The organism is Brevundimonas sanguinis (assembly GCF_029636725.1).
Taxonomy (GTDB): domain Bacteria; phylum Pseudomonadota; class Alphaproteobacteria; order Caulobacterales; family Caulobacteraceae; genus Brevundimonas; species Brevundimonas sanguinis.
This window is the reverse complement of sequence record NZ_CP116770.1, coordinates 880,078-896,018: the sequence shown is the minus strand read 5'-3', so window position 1 is coordinate 896,018 and position 15,941 is coordinate 880,078. Positions and strand designations below refer to the sequence as shown.

The window sequence follows — 15,941 nt, the reverse complement described above, 5'->3', positions numbered from 1 at the left end:
TGCTTGAGCGCGTTTGATCTTCACCAGGCAATCGTCAGTCCGCCGTCCACCACCAGAGTCTGGCCGGTCACATAGGCCGACGCAGGGCTGCACAGATAAACCGCCGTGCCCGCGATTTCATCAGGCTGACCGATCCTTTTCAGCGGCGCGGGGTCGGTGACGGTCTTCAGCAGTTCCGGGTTCTCCCACAGGTATTTGGCGAAATCGGTCTGAACCAGGCCCGGCGCGATGCAATTCACCCGCACGTTCGACGGCCCGTATTCGACCGCCAGATTGCGCGCCAGCTGCATGTCCGCCGCCTTGGAGATGTTGTAGGCGCCGATCAGGGCGTTGCCGCGCAGGCCCCCGATGGAGGAGATCAGCAGGATCGCCCCATCCTTGCGCTCGACCATCTCCGGCGCGACCATCTGGATCAGCCAGTGATTGGAGATGACGTTGTTCTGAAGGATCTTTTCGAACTGCTCGTCGCTGATGCCCGCCATCGGCCCGGCGTAGGGATTGGTCGCTGCATTGCACACCAGAATGTCGATCCGGCCGAAGGCGGTGCGCGTATCGTCCACCAGCCGCTGCAGGTCTTCCTTGGAGGCGATGTTGGCGGGAATGGCGATGGCGCGGCCTTCGCCGTGCTTCTCATTGATGGCGACGGCGACCTCTTCACACGGCCCGGCCTTGCGCGAGGAGATGACGACGCGCGCGCCGTGTTCGGCCAGACGCTCGGCGATGGCCTTGCCGATGCCCTTGGAGGAGCCGGTGATGACGGCGACCTTGCCGCTCAGATCGAACAATTCCATGCATTAACCTCCTTTTACCGCCCGTTTATCCGCGCGGACCCTAGCCGTTAGCCTTCGTTAACGTGATACTTGATCGATTCTATAGGGAAAGGCGGTTCTGACCGGCCCCATGCGAAAGATCACCGGCGGCTTCCTGTTCTTCGGCTACCTGTTCCTCGCCCTGACCATCGGGGCGATGATCTGGCGCGCCGGTCTGGGAGCGGGCGCCGGCGCGGCCGGGGTGCTGGGCGCGCTGGGGATCATGGCCGGCCTCCACGCCCTCGTCACCGGCATGGCCGACCGTCGCGCCCTGCGTCTGGAGATCGGCAAGGTGCGCGAGGCCCACCGTTTGTTGGCCGATGCGATGGAGTCGACCCAAGGCGCCCTGACCGAACTGGCGCAGGCGATCGAGACCGGCGCCCTGTCGCGCACCGACGCCCTGACCGGCGAGGTGCGGATGCTGGAAGGCTTGGTCCAGCAGATGAGCGCTTCGATCGAGGAACGGCTGGCCGCCTCCACCCTGACCGCCGACACCTTCGAGGGCCGCCGTCAGGTCCAGTCGAACACCCTGCTGAAGACCGTCCACGACGCCCTCAGCGAAAACCGCGTCGACCTGTATCTTCAGCCGGTCGTGACCCTGCCCCAGCGGCGGACGGTCTATTATGAGAGCTTCACCCGCCTGCGCGACCCGTCGAACCGGGTGATGATGCCCGCCGAATACCTGTCGGTGGCCGAGGGCGAGGGCCTGCTGCCCGCCATCGACAATCTGCTGCTGTTCCGCTGCGCCCAGATCGTGCGCCGCCTGGCCGGGCAGGACCGCAAGGTCGGGGTCTTCTGCAACATCTCGCTCGCCTCCCTGGGCGATGAGACCTTCTTCCCCCAGTTCCTCGACTTCCTGAACCAGAACCGCGACCTGAAGGACGCCCTGATCTTCGAACTGGGTCAGGCCACCTTCGACGCGCGCGGCGCCATCGAGGCCCGCAACATGGCCAAGCTGGCCGACCTGGGCTTCCGCTTCTCCATCGACAAGGTGCAGACGCTGGACCTGGACTTCGCCGACCTGCAACGCTCGGACGTGCGCTTCATCAAGGTGGCGGCCGACCTGTTGATCGAACAGCTGCTGGATCTGGACGGCGCCGCCCCCCTGCCCAGCCAGCCGGACATCCGCGCCGCGGACTTCGCCCCTTTGACGCGCCGCCATGGGCTCGAACTGATCGCCGAAAAGGTCGAGAGCGAGAAACAGGTCGTCGACATCCTCGAACTGGACGTCGCCATGGGCCAGGGCCACCTGTTCGGCGAGCCGCGCGCCATCAAGGAAGCCGTCCTGGCTGAAACCGACCCGCCCGCCGACTTCGTCCTCTCGACGCTGAAATCGGCGGAGCAGAGGGTGCGATTGTAAGCCGTTCCTTTCTCCCCTTGTGGGAGAAGGTGGGCGCCGGAGGCGCTCGGATGAGGGGTGTGGGCGAGCCTCCTGACGCCTTGAGCTCCAGCGCCGCAACAGCCCTTCAGACCGAACAGCTCACACCCCTCATCCGTCAGGCTCCGCCTGCCACCTTCTCCCACAAGGGGAGAAGGAAGAAAAAGGCCCCTCCGTCGAAACGGAGGGGCCTGTTCCTTTAAGTCTTCTGCGCGTCCAGCCAGCGCACCGCGTCGGCGTCGCGGGCCGACAGGTCGGGGTAGTCGGGGTCCGAGCCGACATCTGGCGCCCGGCGCCACGAGCGGGCGCACTTGGGATAGTCGGCCACCTTGACCTCGACGGCGACGGCGTCGCCGCCCGCCACGAGTTCAGCGCCCGAGGTGCGGAACACCTCGGCGGCGTCCAGCCCTTCGAACGGGGCCAGCAGTTCGGCCGGAGCCGTGACCACCGGCCAGGCGTCCAAGGCACCGCCGATGACCTTGTCGCGGCGCGCGGCTTCCAGGGCTTCGTTGACGACCTCCAGCACCGTCTCGACCTTGGCCCAGCGCTCGGCCTCGGCCGCGTTGCGCCACTGGCCTGGCGTCTCAGGGATCACCCGGGCGCAGTTGGTGCCGGCCTCCGGGAAGCGCGTCATCCACGCCTCGTCCATGGTGAAGGGCGTCAGCGGCGCCAGCCAGGCGGTCAGACGGCTGAACACCTCGTCCATGACCGTGCGCACGGCGCGGCGCTTGATGCTGTCAGGACGGTCGCAATAGAGGCTGTCCTTGCGCACGTCGAAATACAGCGCCGACAGGTCGCCCGAGCAGAACTCCAGCACCGGCCGCACTACGTCCTGGAAACGGTATTCCTCGTAGGCCTGGCGCACCTGGCCATCCAGCTCCCACAGGCGATGCAGGATGAACTTCTCCAGCGGCGGGAACTGGTCGTAGTCGGTCAGGCGCTCGGCCTCGTCGAAGCCGTTCAGCGCGCCCAGCAGATAGCGGACGGTGTTGCGCAGCTTGCGATAGGCGTCGACCGTGGTCTGCAGGATCTGCTTGCCGATGCGCTGGTCGTCCGAATAGTCGACCAGGGCCACCCACAAGCGCAGGATGTCGGCCCCGGATTCCTTGATGATGGTCAGGGGGTCTGTGGTGTTGCCCCGCGACTTCGACATCTTCTCCCCGTTCTCGTCCAGGGTGAAGCCGTGGGTCAGGACGGCGTTGAACGGCGCCCGGCCGCGCGTGCCGCAGCCTTCCAGCAGCGACGACTGGAACCAGCCGCGGTGCTGGTCCGAGCCTTCCAGATAGAGGTCGGCGGGCCAGTGCGACGGGCGGTCGCCCGTATAGCCGCTGTCGGCCGTGCGCGGGTCCAGCGTAAAGGCGTGGGTCGAGCCGCTGTCGAACCAGACGTCGAGGATGTCGGTGACCTTCTCGAAGCGCTCGGGATCGTGCGCGCCCAGGAAGTCGGAGTCGGGGGCCGAGAACCAGACGTCGGCGCCGCCCTCGGCCACGGCCTTGACGATGCGGGCGTCGACCTCGGGGTCGTGCAGGGGCTGGCCGGTCTGCTTGTCGACGAACATGGCCAGCGGCGTGCCCCAGGCGCGCTGACGGCTGATCAGCCAGTCGGGGCGGCCCTCGACCATGGAGCGGATGCGGTTCTTGCCCGCCGCCGGGTGGAAGGCGGTGGCGTCGATGGCGTTCAGGGCGCGGTCGCGCAGGGTCGCGCCGTCCTCCAGCTCTTCATCCATGCGGATGAACCACTGCGGCGTGTTGCGGAAGATGATCGGCGCCTTGGAGCGCCAGCTGTGCGGATAGGAGTGCTCCATCCGGCCGCGCGCCAGCAGGTTTCCGGCCTCGATCAGCTTCTCCATCACCGCGCCGTTCGCGGGGCCGAACTTGCCGGTCTTCTTGCCCTCGGTCTCCAGCACCTTCAGGCCTGCGAACAGCGGCACGTGCTCATAATAGGCACCGTCGGGATCGACCGTGTCCGGCACCTCGCGATGACCGTGGGCCAGCCAGACCGCGAAGTCGTCCGCGCCGTGGCCAGGGGCCGTGTGGACGAAGCCGGTCCCCGCGTCGTCGGTGACGTGATCGCCGGCCAGCAGCGGGACCGAGAAGCCATAGCCGCTGTCCAGCGCGGCCAGCGGGTGGGCGCACTCCAGACCCGACGGGTCGATGTCGTAGACGCGCGTCCAGGCGACGATCTTCGCGGCCTTGAACACCTCTTCCGCCAGCTTGTCGGCGAGGATGAAGCGGTCGCCCGGCTTGGCCCAGGGCTCATAGTCCAGCCCTTCCTCAAGGGCCGTGACCTCATACAGGCCGTAGTTGATTTCGGGGCCGTAAGAGATCGCCCGGTTGGCCGGGATGGTCCACGGCGTCGTCGTCCAGATCACCACCGACGGCGTGGCCGTGCGGAAGGCCAGCAGGTCGTCCGGGTGGCTGTCGGTCGCGCCGACCACCGGGAACTTGACCCAGATCGTGGGCGAGACGTGGTCGTGGTACTCGACCTCGGCGTCCGCCAGGGCCGTGCGCTCGACCGGCGACCACATCACCGGCTTGGAGCCGCGATACAGCTGGCCCGAGTTCTTGAACTTGTGGAACTCGGCGACGATGGCCGCCTCGGACGTGAAGTCCATGGTGGCGTAGCGGTTGGCGAAGTCGCCGGTGATGCCCAGACGCAGGAACTGGTCGCGCTGCAGGTCGATGTATTTGCCGGCGTATTCGCGGCAGGCGGTGCGGAACTCCTCCTTGGACACCTCATCCTTGCGGCGGCCCTTGGCGCGGAACTGCTCCTCGATCTTCCACTCGATCGGCAGGCCGTGGCAGTCCCAGCCGGGGACGTAGTCGACGTCATAGCCCAGCAGGAAGCGCGAGCGGACCACGAAGTCCTTCAGCGTCTTGTTCAGGGCGTGGCCGATGTGGATGTCGCCGTTGGCGTAAGGCGGGCCGTCGTGCAGCACATAAAGCGGCGCCTTCTGCGACTGACGCAGGGCGCGCAAGGTTCCGTACAGGTCGCCCCACTGGGCCAGGATTTCCGGCTCCTTCTTGGGCAGGCCGCCGCGCATCGGGAAGGGCGTCTCGGGCAGGAAGACGGTGTCGCGATAGTCGCGGCCGGAAGGGGTCTGGGTGTCGGCGTCGGCCATGAGATGTCTTTTCGTCTTTGCGCGCGCGGCCGCTCGAAAAGCGGCGTCAGGCGTCAGTCTAGCGTGAAGGCGCCGGACGGCCCATGCCCTGATGCTTCAAGGCGGCGTCGTCTCGGCGAAATGTTTCGAGAAAATCCCGACGTGCGCGGGGCTGTCAGCCCTGCAGCGCTACGCCGGGCGGCTAATCGAAATCGGACGGATCACGCGAACGGTCATGATGGGAAAGCTCTAGCAGACCCCGCGCCCCCTGCGCCATAGTTCAGAAGAACAGACGGGAGAGGGATCGGATGCGTATTCAAGCCTTGGCGACGGCGGCGGTGCTGGCCCTGACGGCGGCCGCCTGCTCGGAACAGAAGAGCGCCCCTGCGGCTGCGGAGACGGCCGCGCCCGCCCCGACCGGCCGCGCCGCCGTCTATGCGGCGGGCGAAAAGGACGCCGAGGCTTTCGTGCGCGCCCTCTACGCCCGCGTCAGCGAGCCGAAGGACACGCCCGACCCGGCCGAGGCGACCATCACCCCCGGGCGCGATCCGCTCTATTCTCGCACGATGAACGCACTGATCGGCGTCGACGACCGCGAAGCCAAACGCAAGAAGACCGCGCCTCGCCTCAACTACGACCCCATCTGCGCCTGCCAGGACGCCGAGGCCTTCGCCCTGAAGTCCGTGACGATGACGCCCGAAAGCCCTCAGGCCGCGACCGCCGAAGTCGTCTTCGCCAACGCCGGCCAGGACCACCGCCAGACGCTCAAACTGCTGAAGGAAGGCCCGATGTGGCGCATCGCCGACGTCATCGACGACAAGGGCAAGTCGCTGCACGACGACCTTATGGCCATCGCCGAAAAAGCGCCCGGTTAAGGCGTCAGGCGAAGGCCCAGACGCCCGCCGGTCCGTCGGCGTCGTTGGAGGGAGGCGGCGTCCTCGGTCGGATGCGGCGCATCCGGATTCTGGGTTTCAATCGGCGCAGGGGCTGAAGGACCGCCGCAAGACGCCGCGCCATCACCGCCTTGATCGGCGCCAGTCGCGTCTGGGCGCCCATCAGACTGACGGCCGTCAGGACTTCAAGATAGGCCAGCACATCACCGGCGGCGAAAAGGGCCAATTCCAGGCCGACCGTCTGCCACAGCATCATCACGCCGATCATCACCAGAACCAATCGCAGCGAGGAGCCCGAAAAAGCCCACGACAGCTTGTCCGTCACCCAGCGTCGAACGCCTTGGCTGATGTTGCAGAGCAAGGCTCCGGCTCCGATCAAAGCGGGCATGGCGACGCCGGCGCCGCTGAAGACGGCCCAGATCGTCCGAATCACGCAAAAACAGGCGACAGCCAGCCAAGCCTGCGAGTTATCGTCCTTCATCCACCCCTCCCGCTCACATCGTTCCATTTTTAGCTGGGAACCGGGGGATGCGCGCGCAACCCGCGCAGACGGTGCGCTCAGCCCAGTACGGCCCTCGCGGCGGCGGCGTCGGCGTCGATCTGGACCTTGAGGGCTTCGAGGCCCTCGAACTTCATCTCGCCGCGCAGGAAGGCCACCAGTTCGGTCTCCAGCACCTGGCCGTAGAGGCTCTCATTGAAGTCCAGCAGCCAGACTTCCAGCAGGGGCTGTTCGATCTCGAACATCGGCCGGACGCCCAGATTGGCGACCCCGTTGATGATCCGGCCGTCCGGCAGGCGGGTGCGGGTCGCATAGACCCCATAGGCCGGACGCATATAGTCGCCCATGGCCATGTTGGCGGTGGGCACGCCGATGGTGCGCCCGCGCTTGTCGCCGTGGATCACCTCGCCCTGAATGGCGAAGGGGCGGCCCAGGATGGCGGCGGCGCGGTCCATGTCGCCGGCCTTCAGCGCCTCGCGCACGGCGCTGGACGACAGCTTGAGCCCTGAGGCGTCGTCGATGCGGTCGGTGACGGAGACGCTGAAGCCCAGCGTCTCGCCATAGGTTCGCAGCAAGGCGGGCGAGCCGGAGCGCCCCTTGCCGAAGGTGAAGTCAAAGCCGATGGCGGCGTGGACGATCCCGAGGCCTTCGGACAGGACGCGGCGGGCGAACTCCTCGTCCGACATGCCCGCCATTTCAGCATCGAACGGCAGCAGATACAGGCGGTCGACGCCCAGCGGCGCCAGGGCGCGCGCCATCTGGTCCGGCGTCATCAGGCGAAAGGGCGCGGCCTCGGGCTGGAACAGGCGGCGCGGATGGGGATCGAAGCTGACCACGGCCAGGGGAACGCCCAGCCGGTCCGCCGCCTCGCGCGCCGAGGCGATGACCGCCTGATGGCCGCGATGCACGCCGTCGAAGGCGCCGACGGCGACGGCCGCCCCCTTCTGCGCGGCGGTCAGGCCGCGCCAGTCGCGAATGACTTCGACCACTTCAGGCGGCTCTCAGCGCGCCGACAGCTTGCGGCGGCGCGGCACGCGCACGACGGCGACACCGTCCATGATCAGCTTGTCTTCGACAAAGCCTTCGCACTTCAGCTGGGCGCGGGCGCCCTCATGGTCCAGTTCGATGACGGTGATCTGAATGCGCACATCGTCGCCGATCCGCACCGGAAAATGGAACGAAAGCGTCTGGGAGATGTAGATCGACCCCGCGCCAGGCAGGATGGTCCCCACCACCGCAGAGCCGAAGGCCGCCGACAGCAGGCCGTGGGCGATACGGCCGCGATAGGCCGTCTTGGCGGCGAAGGCTTCATCCAGATGCACCGGATTGAAGTCGTCGGACGCCTCGGCGAACAGACGGATCCGCTCTTCAGTGACGTGAACCGTCTTCTCGGCGGCCATGCCGACATGAAGTTCGTCGAGGATGTAGCCGCCCGACGGGTGCGCTTGGACCAGATCAACCATGTGCGGCCTTTAAGGCAGGTGCGACGAAATGGCGAGACTTACCAGGTCAGTTCCAGCGCGGCGTAGCGGGCGAAGGTCGTCTCGGCCCGGAGCAATTCCGCCGCGCGGGCCGGATCCAGGGCCCCGTCGGCCGCCTTGGCCGCGTCGCCGTGGATGCCCTGGGCGATGAACAGGCAGTCCAGCGCCTGCTCGGCGGCGCCGAGCACATCGGTCACCACCCCGTCGCCGATGCACAGCACGCGCGAGCGATCCGCCGGGCCGCCCAGCAGCTTCTCGGCTTCCTTCAGCGCCAGGGCGTAGATCGGGGCGAACGGCTTGCCCGCCATGATCACCCGCCCGCCCATCGACTCGTACAGATCAGCGATGGCGCCGCCGCAATAGATGATCGTGTCGCCGCGCTGCACCACGCGATCGGGGTTGGCGCAGATCAGCTCCAGTCCGCGTTCAGCCGCCGGCGCCAGACGTTCGCGATAGTCCTCGGGCGTCTCGGTGGTGTCGTCATAAGGGCCGGTGACGGAAATGAAGGCGGCGTCTTCGGCGCCGTGAGCGCTGGTCAGGTCCAGGCCTTCATACAGGGCGAAGTCCCGTTCCGGGCCGATGATCCAGGCCGGGCCGGGCGCGCGGCGCGCCAGCTCCATCCGGGTGGCGTCGCCCGAGGTGACAAAGGCTTTCCAGGCGCTGCGCGGCACGCCCAGGCCGTCCAGCTGCGCCACCACGTCCGAAGACGGGCGCGGCGAGTTGGAGATCAGCACGACATGGCCGCCCTTCTCGTTGAACTTGGTCAGGGCGTCGCAGGCGGCGGCCCAGCTCTCGCGCCCGTTGTGGATCACGCCCCAGACGTCGCAGAGCAGGATATCGTAGTCATCGGCGACGGCGGACAGGCGGGGCAACGGATGAGGCTGGGTCATGCCCCGCTTATAGCGAGTGAAAGCGGGGGGGAAAGGCCAGGGCTGACGATCGAACCGTCTGCGCTTTCCCTCTTCGCCGCCGCACGTCTTCCTGCTAACCGGCTGGACATGAAGATTTCCCGTCTCGCGCTCGGCGCCTACGGCATCGCCTTGGCCGTCATCATCCTGGACCAGTTGACCAAGGCCTGGGTGCTGGGGGCCATCGACGCCGCCCATATCTCCCACATTCCCGACGGCTACCGGATCGCCGAGGTCACGCCGCCTGTCTTCAACCTGACCTATGTGCTGAACACCGGCGTCAGCTTCGGCCTGTTCGGCGGCGGCGCCGGGCGCTGGATCCTGAGCATCTTCTCGGTCGTGGTGGCGGGCCTGCTGGCCTGGTGGGCGACGCGGGCGAATCGCCGCCTGCTGGTCGCGGCCATCGGCCTGGTCATGGGCGGCGCCGTCGGCAACGTGATCGACCGCATCCGCTTCGGCGGCGTGGTGGACTTCCTAGACTTTTCGGGCACCGGCCTGTTCCCGTGGATCTTCAACGTGGCCGACAGCGGTATCACCGTCGGGGTCGTGCTGCTGATCCTGGACAGCTTCCTGTCCGAGCGTCGCACGACTGTTGGCGCGGCCCACGAAAAGTCGTAATCACACCCTCTTAACTTATCGACCCGAGCCAGCGCCCCGACGGGCGCGCCTCCCGGAGCCGAACGACCCATGCGTATCCGTCCCGTCCTGATCGCGACCCTGGCCGCCGGCGCGGCCCTCAGCCTGAGCGCCTGCGGATCGATGAAGCAGAGCATCGGCCTGTCCAAGGTCGTGCCGGACGAATTCGTCACCGTGGCCAGCGCCCCGCTGGTGGTGCCGCCCGAATACGGCCTGACCCCGCCGACGCCGGGCGCCCCGCGTCCGCAGGAACTGGCCCCTGAAAGCGCCGCGCGTCAGATCCTTCTGGGCCAGCGTCAGGCCGTGACCCGCACCCCGGGCGAACAGGTCCTGGCCGCCGAGGCCGGCGCCGATCGCGCCGACCCGCTGGCCCGCTATGTCGTCGATGACGAGTTCGGCAACCTGGCGCACAAGGAAGAAAGCTGGGCCAACCGCCTGATGTTCTGGCGCAAGAACGATCCGTCCAGCCAGGCGGCGACCGTGACCCAGACGCCGGAGGGCGCCAAGACCATCGACGCCTCCAGCGAACAGGCCCGTCTGGAAGCGCTGACCGGCGGCCGCGAAGGCATCACCATCGCCCCGCGCAAGGATGGCCGTTTCAAGCTGCCGGGCCTGTAATCGGCCCCAGCCGTGCGAAAGTTTAGAGGCGCGTTCGTTTCGACGGACGCGCCTTTTTGCTGTTCCGATCAGGTCGTCAGGGCGCGCGGCAGTTTGAAGGTCACGGTCTCGCGGGCGCCGTCGTCCTCGGTCACGGTGACGTCGAAGCGGGTCCGCAGGGCGTCGATCACCCCCTGCACCAGCGGCTCGGGCGCCGAGGCCCCGGCGGTCAGGCCCACCGTCTCGACCCCGTCGAACCAGCTCCAGTCCAGATCGCCCGCATCATCGACCAGACGCGCGTCCCCGGCCCCCGCCTTCAGCGCCACATCCACCAGTCGCGCCGAGTTGGAGGAGTTCTTGGAGCCCACCACCAGCACCAGGCCGCAGCCGTCGCCCAGACGTTTGACCGCCTCCTGACGGTTGGTGGTGGCGTAGCAGATGTCTTCCTTGTGCGGGTCGGGCAGTTCGGGGAAGCGCCGCTTCAGCGCCGCCAGAATCTCGGCGGTATCGTCCACCGACAGCGTCGTCTGGGTGGCGTAGGCCAGGGGCTGATCGCCGGGGCGCTGAAAGCTCTCCGCATCCTCGACCGTCTCGACCAGGCTGATGGCCCCGGCGGGCAGCTGGCCCATGGTGCCGACCACCTCGGGGTGGCCCGCGTGGCCGATCAGGATGACGTGGCGGCCCGCCGCAAAATTGCGCTCGGCCTCGACGTGGACCTTGGACACCAGCGGGCAGGTGGCGTCCAGAAACAGCATCTCGCGCGAACGGGCGGTGGCCGGCACCGACTTGGGCACGCCATGAGCCGAGAAGACCACCGGCCGGTCGTCCGGACACTCGTCCAGTTCCTTGACGAAGACGGCGCCCAGCCCTTTCAGCCGGTCGACGACGTGACGGTTGTGGACGATCTCGTGGCGCACATAGACAGGCGCGCCGTATTTCTCGATGGCGCGCTCGACGATCTGGATGGCCCGGTCCACCCCGGCGCAGAAGCCGCGCGGCGTCGCCATGCGGACGGACAGGGGGCGGCGTTGAAACTGCGAAGGGGGGACAGGCGCGTTCATGGGCGCGAACTTAGGACTTTGCGCGCCGGATCGCCACCGGAAGTCCGCGCGCCGTTTGCCGCGCCTCGCTTTAGCCGCTATCACCACCCAGCGTGGCCCGTTCGGGCGTCTGATCGGCCCGCCTTCATTCGACTGCCGGAAAGCTCCTGATGCGTCGCGTCCTGACCGCCCTCGCCGCCCTTTCTCTTACGGCCGCGCTGATCCCCCACGCCGCCGAGGCCCAGAGCGGGCGCCCACAAGGCGGCCAACAGGGCGGACAGAAGGCTGAAAAGGCGCCGTCGCGCCCGATGCGTTTCGCTCCGCTCAGCCGCCGCGCCAACGCCGGCCCCTGCCCCTATGTGAAGATTCTCTACGACGCGGCCCGCTACGTCGAGCTGGCGGACTATGAGCGCCCGTCGGCGAGCGGCGTCGGCTTCACCGGCGAGATCGAAGGCGTGACCTCGGACTGCGCCTATCGCGAAGACGATCCGATCCGCCTGGACATGAACCTGCTGTTCAGCCTGGGCAAGGGTCCGCAGGCGCAGGGCGACGCCCACACCTATCGCTACTGGATCGCCGTGACCGAGCGGAACTCCGCTGTTCTGGCCAAGGAATATTTCGACCTGCCCGTCACCTTCGGCGGCGCCGACCGCACCCAGGCCGAAGCCAGCCAGACCATCGTCATCCCGCGCGCCGAGGCCACCACCAGCGGCGGCCACTTCGAGGTCCTGATCGGCTTTGAGATCACGCCCGAAAACGCCGAGTTCAACCGATCCGGCAGCCGGTTCCGTCCGACTGCGGGCCAACAGAACGACTAAGACATGACCGACCTCAAGACCTCCCTCAGCGAAGCGGTCGGGGCCGCCTTCGCCGCCGAAGGCGTGGACAAGGCCCTGGCCCGCGTCACCGCCTCCGACCGTCCCGACCTGGCCGACTTCCAGTCGAACGGGGCCCTGGCCGCCGCCAAGGCGCTGAAGGCCAATCCGCGCGAACTGGCCGCCAAGGTGGCCGAGCGCCTGGCCGCCGATGCGCGTCTTAGCTCGGTCGAGGTCGCCGGTCCCGGCTTCATCAACATGAAGCTGTCGAACGCGGCCCTCGCCCAGCGCGCGGCCGAGGTCGCGGCGGATAAGGAACTGGCCGGCGCCTCGCGCGTCGAGCCGCGCAAGGTGGTTATCGACTACGGCGGCCCGAACGTGGCCAAGCCCATGCACGTCGGCCACCTGCGCAGCGCCATCATCGGCGAGAGCCTGAAGCGGTTGTTCCGCCTGCGCGGCGACGACGTGGTCGGCGACGCCCACTTCGGCGACTGGGGCTTCCAGATGGGCCTGCTGATCACCGCCTGCGGCGACGAAGGCCTGGCGGACGCCTTCATGGCCGAGGGCGACGGCCCCTTCCCGGCCGAAACCCCGGTCACCCTGGCCGACCTGGACCGCCTCTATCCGCTGGCGGCGGGCAAGGCCAAGGAAGACCCCGCCTTCCGCGACCGCGCCCGCAAGGCGACCGCCGAACTGCAGGGCGGCCGCCCCGGCTATCGCGCCCTGTGGCGCCACTTCGTCGCCGTCAGCCGCGAGGCGCTGAAGCGCGAGTATGACGACCTGTCGGTCGACTTCGACCTGTGGAACGGCGAGAGCGACGCCGATCCCCTGATGGACGAGATGATCGCCGACCTGAAGACCAAGGGTCTGTTGGTCGAGGACGACGGCGCCCAGGTGGTCCACGTCGCCCGCGATGGCGAGACGCGCAAGAAGAAGCTGGCCGACGGCTCGGTGATCGAGGCCCCGTCGCCCCCGCCCCTGCTGGTCATCAGTTCGGAAGGCTCGGCCATGTACGGCACGACCGACCTGGCCACCATTCTAGACCGCAAGAAGTCGATCGGCCCGGACCTGATCCTCTACGTCGTGGACGAGCGTCAGGCCGAGCATTTCGAACAGGTCTTCCGCGCCGCCTACCTGGCCGGATACGCGCCTGAGAAGTCGCTGGAACACCTCGGCTTCGGCACCATGAACGGCGCCGACGGCAAGCCGTTCAAGACCCGCGCCGGCGGCGTGCTGAAGCTGCGCGACCTGATCGATCAGGCGACGGAAAAGGCGCGCGAGCGTCTGCACGAGGCCAAGCTGGGCGACGACCTGCCCGCCGAGGAGTTCGAGGACATCGCCCATAAGGTGGCGGTCGCCGCGCTGAAATTCTCGGACCTGTCGAACAACCGCACCACCAGCTACGTCTTCGACCTCGACCGCTTCATGAGCTTCGAGGGCAAGACCGGCCCCTATCTGCTGTATCAGGCCGTGCGGGTGAAATCCCTGCTGCGCAAGGCGGCGGAACAGGGCGTGGCCCTGGGCCCAATCGTCATCGAGGAAGCCGCCGAGCGCGACCTGGCCCTGACGCTGGACGCCTTCGACGCGGCCACGGCGGACGCCTATGACAAGCGTTCGCCCAACCTGATCGCCGAACACGCCTATCGGCTGGCGCAGAGCTTCTCGAAATTCTACGCCGCCTGCCCGATCCTGGTTGCGCCCGACGCCGCGACCAAGGGCTCGCGCCTGGCCCTGGCCGCCGCGACCCTGCACCAGCTGGAGACGGCCCTGCGCCTGCTGGGCATCGAGACGCCCGAGCGGATGTAGCATCGACTTTCTCCTCCCTATCGCAGAGCGATGGGGAGGTGGATCGACGGCGAAGCCGACGAGACGGAGGGGCCGCTTTGTTCCGCCCGGCTCCGCCCCTCCACCACTTCGTGGTCCCCCTCCCCATTGCATGGGGAGGAAAAATGCTAGGCTGGCCCCACGCTACGGAGTCTCCCCTCATGTCCGCCCTCGACGCCTTCATCGCCGGCCTGCCCAAGGCCGAACTGCACCTGCACATCGAAGGCTCGCTCGAGCCCGAACTGATGTTCGAACTGGCGCAGCGCAACGGCGTCGCCATCCCCTACGACAGCGTCGAGGCCGTGCGCGCGGCCTATGACTTTTCGAACCTGCAGGACTTCCTCGACATCTATTACGCGGGCGCCGCCGTGCTGCTGACGCGCCGGGACTTCGAGGACCTGGCCTTCGCCTATTTCCAGCGCGCCGCCGCAGACAACGTCCGCCACGCCGAGATCTTCTTCGACCCCCAGACCCACACCGACCGGGGCGTCCCCTTCCCCGTCGTGGTCGAGGGCCTGATCGCGGGCATGGACCGGGCCAAGGCCGAGCTGGGCGTGACGTCGGGCCTGATCCTCAGCTTCCTGCGCCACCTCAGCCAGGACCAGGCCTTCGCCACGCTGGAAGCCGCCAAGCCCTACCTGCACCACTTCATCGGCGTCGGACTGGATTCCTCCGAGGTCGGCCACCCGCCGTCCAAGTTCCAGCGCGTCTTCGCCGCCGCCCGCGAACTGGGCCTGAAACTGTGCGCCCATGCCGGTGAGGAAGGCCCGCCCGAATACGTCCGCGAGGCGCTGGACCTGCTGCACATCGACCGCATGGACCACGGCAACCGCTTGATGGAGGACGAGGCCCTGATCGCCCGTCTGGCCGCCGAGCAGATGACGCTGACGGTCTGTCCCCTGTCGAACCTGAAGCTGTGCGTGGTCAAGGACCTGAAGGACCACCCCGTCCCCGAGATGTTGCGCCGCGGCCTGCACGTCACCCTGAACTCGGACGACCCCTCCTATTTCGGCGGCTATGTGAACGCGAACTACATCCAGTTGGCTGAAGCCGTCGGCCTGACCCGCGAACAGGTCGTGCAATTGGCGAAGAACAGCTTCGAGGGCAGCTTCCTCACCGACGCCGACAAGGCCGCCCGGATCGCCGAGGTCGAGGCCTACGCGGCGGCGAACTGAGCGGGCTCCCTCTACCGCTCATCCCGGCGGACGCCGGGATCCAGTGAGAGCAACGCGCTCCACGGCACAGGATGCCCGTCGGCATCGGCGGGCCTGTCGCCAAAGAACTGGATCCCGGCGTCCGCCGGGATGAGCGGAATGGGAAGCGGGGCGGCTAGAAAAGACGCTTGGCTTCGATCTCCGCCACGCCCAGCGCCGCGAACCCGGCCTTGGCCGCCGCCGCCGTGTCCGGGGCGATGGCGCGACAGGCGTCCTCGATGACCACGGCCTCAAAACCCTCGCGCACCGCATCCTCGGCGGTGAAGCGGACGCAGTAGTCATAGGCCAGGCCGCACAGGAAGACGCGCTTCACGCCCAGATCGCGCAGCAGGCCCGCCAGACCCGTCGCCGTTTTGTGGTCGTTCTCATAAAAGCCGGAATAGCTGTCGACCGCCGGGTTGTAGCCCTTGCGCACCACGGCCAGCGCCTTGGTCAGGGCAGGCGCGGCGTCGGGGTGAAAGTCCGCGCCCGGCGTCCCCTGCACGCAGTGATCCGGCCACAGCATCTGCGGGCCGTAAGCGACCTCGATCTGCGTGAAGGGGGCGACGCCCGCGTGGTTGGAGGCGAAGCTGATCTGGTCCGGCGTGTGCCAGTCCTGAGTGGCGATGACGGTGGCGAACCGCTCGGACAGCCGGTTGATCAGGGGCATGATCGCCGCCCCGCCCTGAACCGCCAGGGCGCCGCCCTCGCAGAAATCGTTCTGGGCGTCGATGACCAGGAGCGCATCAGTGGCGGCGATCTGCATGG

General features: G+C 67.7%; 15 protein-coding genes. 7 read left to right on the top strand and 8 right to left on the bottom strand.

Translation table 11 applies throughout. From position 1 onward, the window contains the following. Nucleotides 1–20: 20 nt before the first annotated feature. Nucleotides 21–791 carry an SDR family NAD(P)-dependent oxidoreductase gene (locus PIB44_RS04625; RefSeq protein ID WP_046652114.1) on the bottom strand — a complete coding sequence of 257 codons (771 nt, stop codon included), beginning with the start codon at nucleotides 789–791 and terminating at the stop codon, nucleotides 21–23. A 109-nt stretch (nucleotides 792–900) separates the two neighbouring features. On the opposite strand from PIB44_RS04625, the gene tipF reads away from it, so the two are divergent. After that, a complete protein-coding gene (tipF, locus tag PIB44_RS04620) occupies nucleotides 901–2,169 on the top strand; it encodes a flagella assembly cyclic-di-GMP phosphodiesterase TipF (RefSeq protein ID WP_278070593.1) in 1,269 nt (422 codons plus the stop codon). 217 nt (nucleotides 2,170–2,386) lie between these two features. Here the strand turns inward: tipF and ileS are convergent, their stop codons facing one another. Beyond that, complete coding sequence (gene ileS, locus PIB44_RS04615; RefSeq protein ID WP_278070592.1) at nucleotides 2,387–5,308, bottom strand: isoleucine--tRNA ligase; 2,922 nt, start codon at nucleotides 5,306–5,308, stop codon at nucleotides 2,387–2,389. Between the two features lie 287 nt (nucleotides 5,309–5,595). Here ileS and PIB44_RS04610 point away from each other — a divergent pair, with 287 nt between their 5' ends. Next, nucleotides 5,596–6,162, top strand: a complete 567-nt coding sequence (locus PIB44_RS04610; protein ID WP_278070591.1) for a DUF3828 domain-containing protein — start codon at nucleotides 5,596–5,598, stop codon at nucleotides 6,160–6,162. A 4-nt stretch (nucleotides 6,163–6,166) separates the two neighbouring features. On the opposite strand, the gene PIB44_RS04605 is transcribed toward PIB44_RS04610, so the two are convergent. From PIB44_RS04605 to PIB44_RS04590, 4 genes are all read right to left on the bottom strand, one after another. Then, nucleotides 6,167–6,568 (bottom strand): hypothetical protein, encoded by a 402-nt coding sequence (locus PIB44_RS04605; protein WP_278070590.1) that lies wholly within the window; start codon nucleotides 6,566–6,568, stop codon nucleotides 6,167–6,169. A 170-nt stretch (nucleotides 6,569–6,738) separates the two neighbouring features. Continuing rightward, nucleotides 6,739–7,668: a bifunctional riboflavin kinase/FAD synthetase gene (locus PIB44_RS04600; protein ID WP_278070589.1), complete on the bottom strand. Its 930-nt coding sequence runs from the start codon at nucleotides 7,666–7,668 to the stop codon at nucleotides 6,739–6,741. Nucleotides 7,669–7,680: 12 nt separating this feature from the next. Next, entirely contained in the window at nucleotides 7,681–8,142 is a 462-nt protein-coding gene (locus PIB44_RS04595) for a MaoC family dehydratase (RefSeq protein ID WP_029972693.1), read from the bottom strand. Between the two features lie 38 nt (nucleotides 8,143–8,180). After that, the gene (locus tag PIB44_RS04590; RefSeq protein WP_278070588.1) at nucleotides 8,181–9,050 is read right to left on the bottom strand and encodes a TIGR01459 family HAD-type hydrolase; all 870 of its coding nucleotides are present in this window, start codon (nucleotides 9,048–9,050) and stop codon (nucleotides 8,181–8,183) included. 108 nt (nucleotides 9,051–9,158) lie between these two features. Here PIB44_RS04590 and lspA point away from each other — a divergent pair, with 108 nt between their 5' ends. After that, entirely contained in the window at nucleotides 9,159–9,686 is a 528-nt protein-coding gene (gene lspA / locus PIB44_RS04585) for a signal peptidase II (protein ID WP_278070587.1), read from the top strand. 69 nt (nucleotides 9,687–9,755) lie between these two features. Continuing rightward, on the top strand, nucleotides 9,756–10,322 hold the full coding sequence (locus PIB44_RS04580) for a DUF3035 domain-containing protein (RefSeq protein WP_278070586.1): 567 nt from the start codon (nucleotides 9,756–9,758) through the stop codon (nucleotides 10,320–10,322). A 68-nt stretch (nucleotides 10,323–10,390) separates the two neighbouring features. Here the strand turns inward: PIB44_RS04580 and ispH are convergent, their stop codons facing one another. Then, nucleotides 10,391–11,362 (bottom strand): 4-hydroxy-3-methylbut-2-enyl diphosphate reductase, encoded by a 972-nt coding sequence (gene ispH, locus PIB44_RS04575; RefSeq protein ID WP_278070585.1) that lies wholly within the window; start codon nucleotides 11,360–11,362, stop codon nucleotides 10,391–10,393. Between the two features lie 149 nt (nucleotides 11,363–11,511). On the opposite strand from ispH, the gene PIB44_RS04570 reads away from it, so the two are divergent. From PIB44_RS04570 to PIB44_RS04560, 3 genes are all read left to right on the top strand, one after another. Continuing rightward, on the top strand, nucleotides 11,512–12,159 hold the full coding sequence (locus PIB44_RS04570) for a hypothetical protein (RefSeq protein ID WP_025978371.1): 648 nt from the start codon (nucleotides 11,512–11,514) through the stop codon (nucleotides 12,157–12,159). A 3-nt stretch (nucleotides 12,160–12,162) separates the two neighbouring features. Further along, entirely contained in the window at nucleotides 12,163–13,962 is a 1,800-nt protein-coding gene (argS, locus tag PIB44_RS04565; protein WP_278070584.1) for an arginine--tRNA ligase, read from the top strand. Between the two features lie 179 nt (nucleotides 13,963–14,141). After that, nucleotides 14,142–15,155 (top strand): adenosine deaminase, encoded by a 1,014-nt coding sequence (locus PIB44_RS04560; protein WP_376787728.1) that lies wholly within the window; start codon nucleotides 14,142–14,144, stop codon nucleotides 15,153–15,155. Nucleotides 15,156–15,309: 154 nt separating this feature from the next. Here PIB44_RS04560 and pncA read toward each other — a convergent pair whose 3' ends face one another. Continuing rightward, nucleotides 15,310–15,939 (bottom strand): bifunctional nicotinamidase/pyrazinamidase, encoded by a 630-nt coding sequence (gene pncA / locus PIB44_RS04555; RefSeq protein ID WP_278070582.1) that lies wholly within the window; start codon nucleotides 15,937–15,939, stop codon nucleotides 15,310–15,312. Nucleotides 15,940–15,941 lie beyond the last annotated feature (2 nt).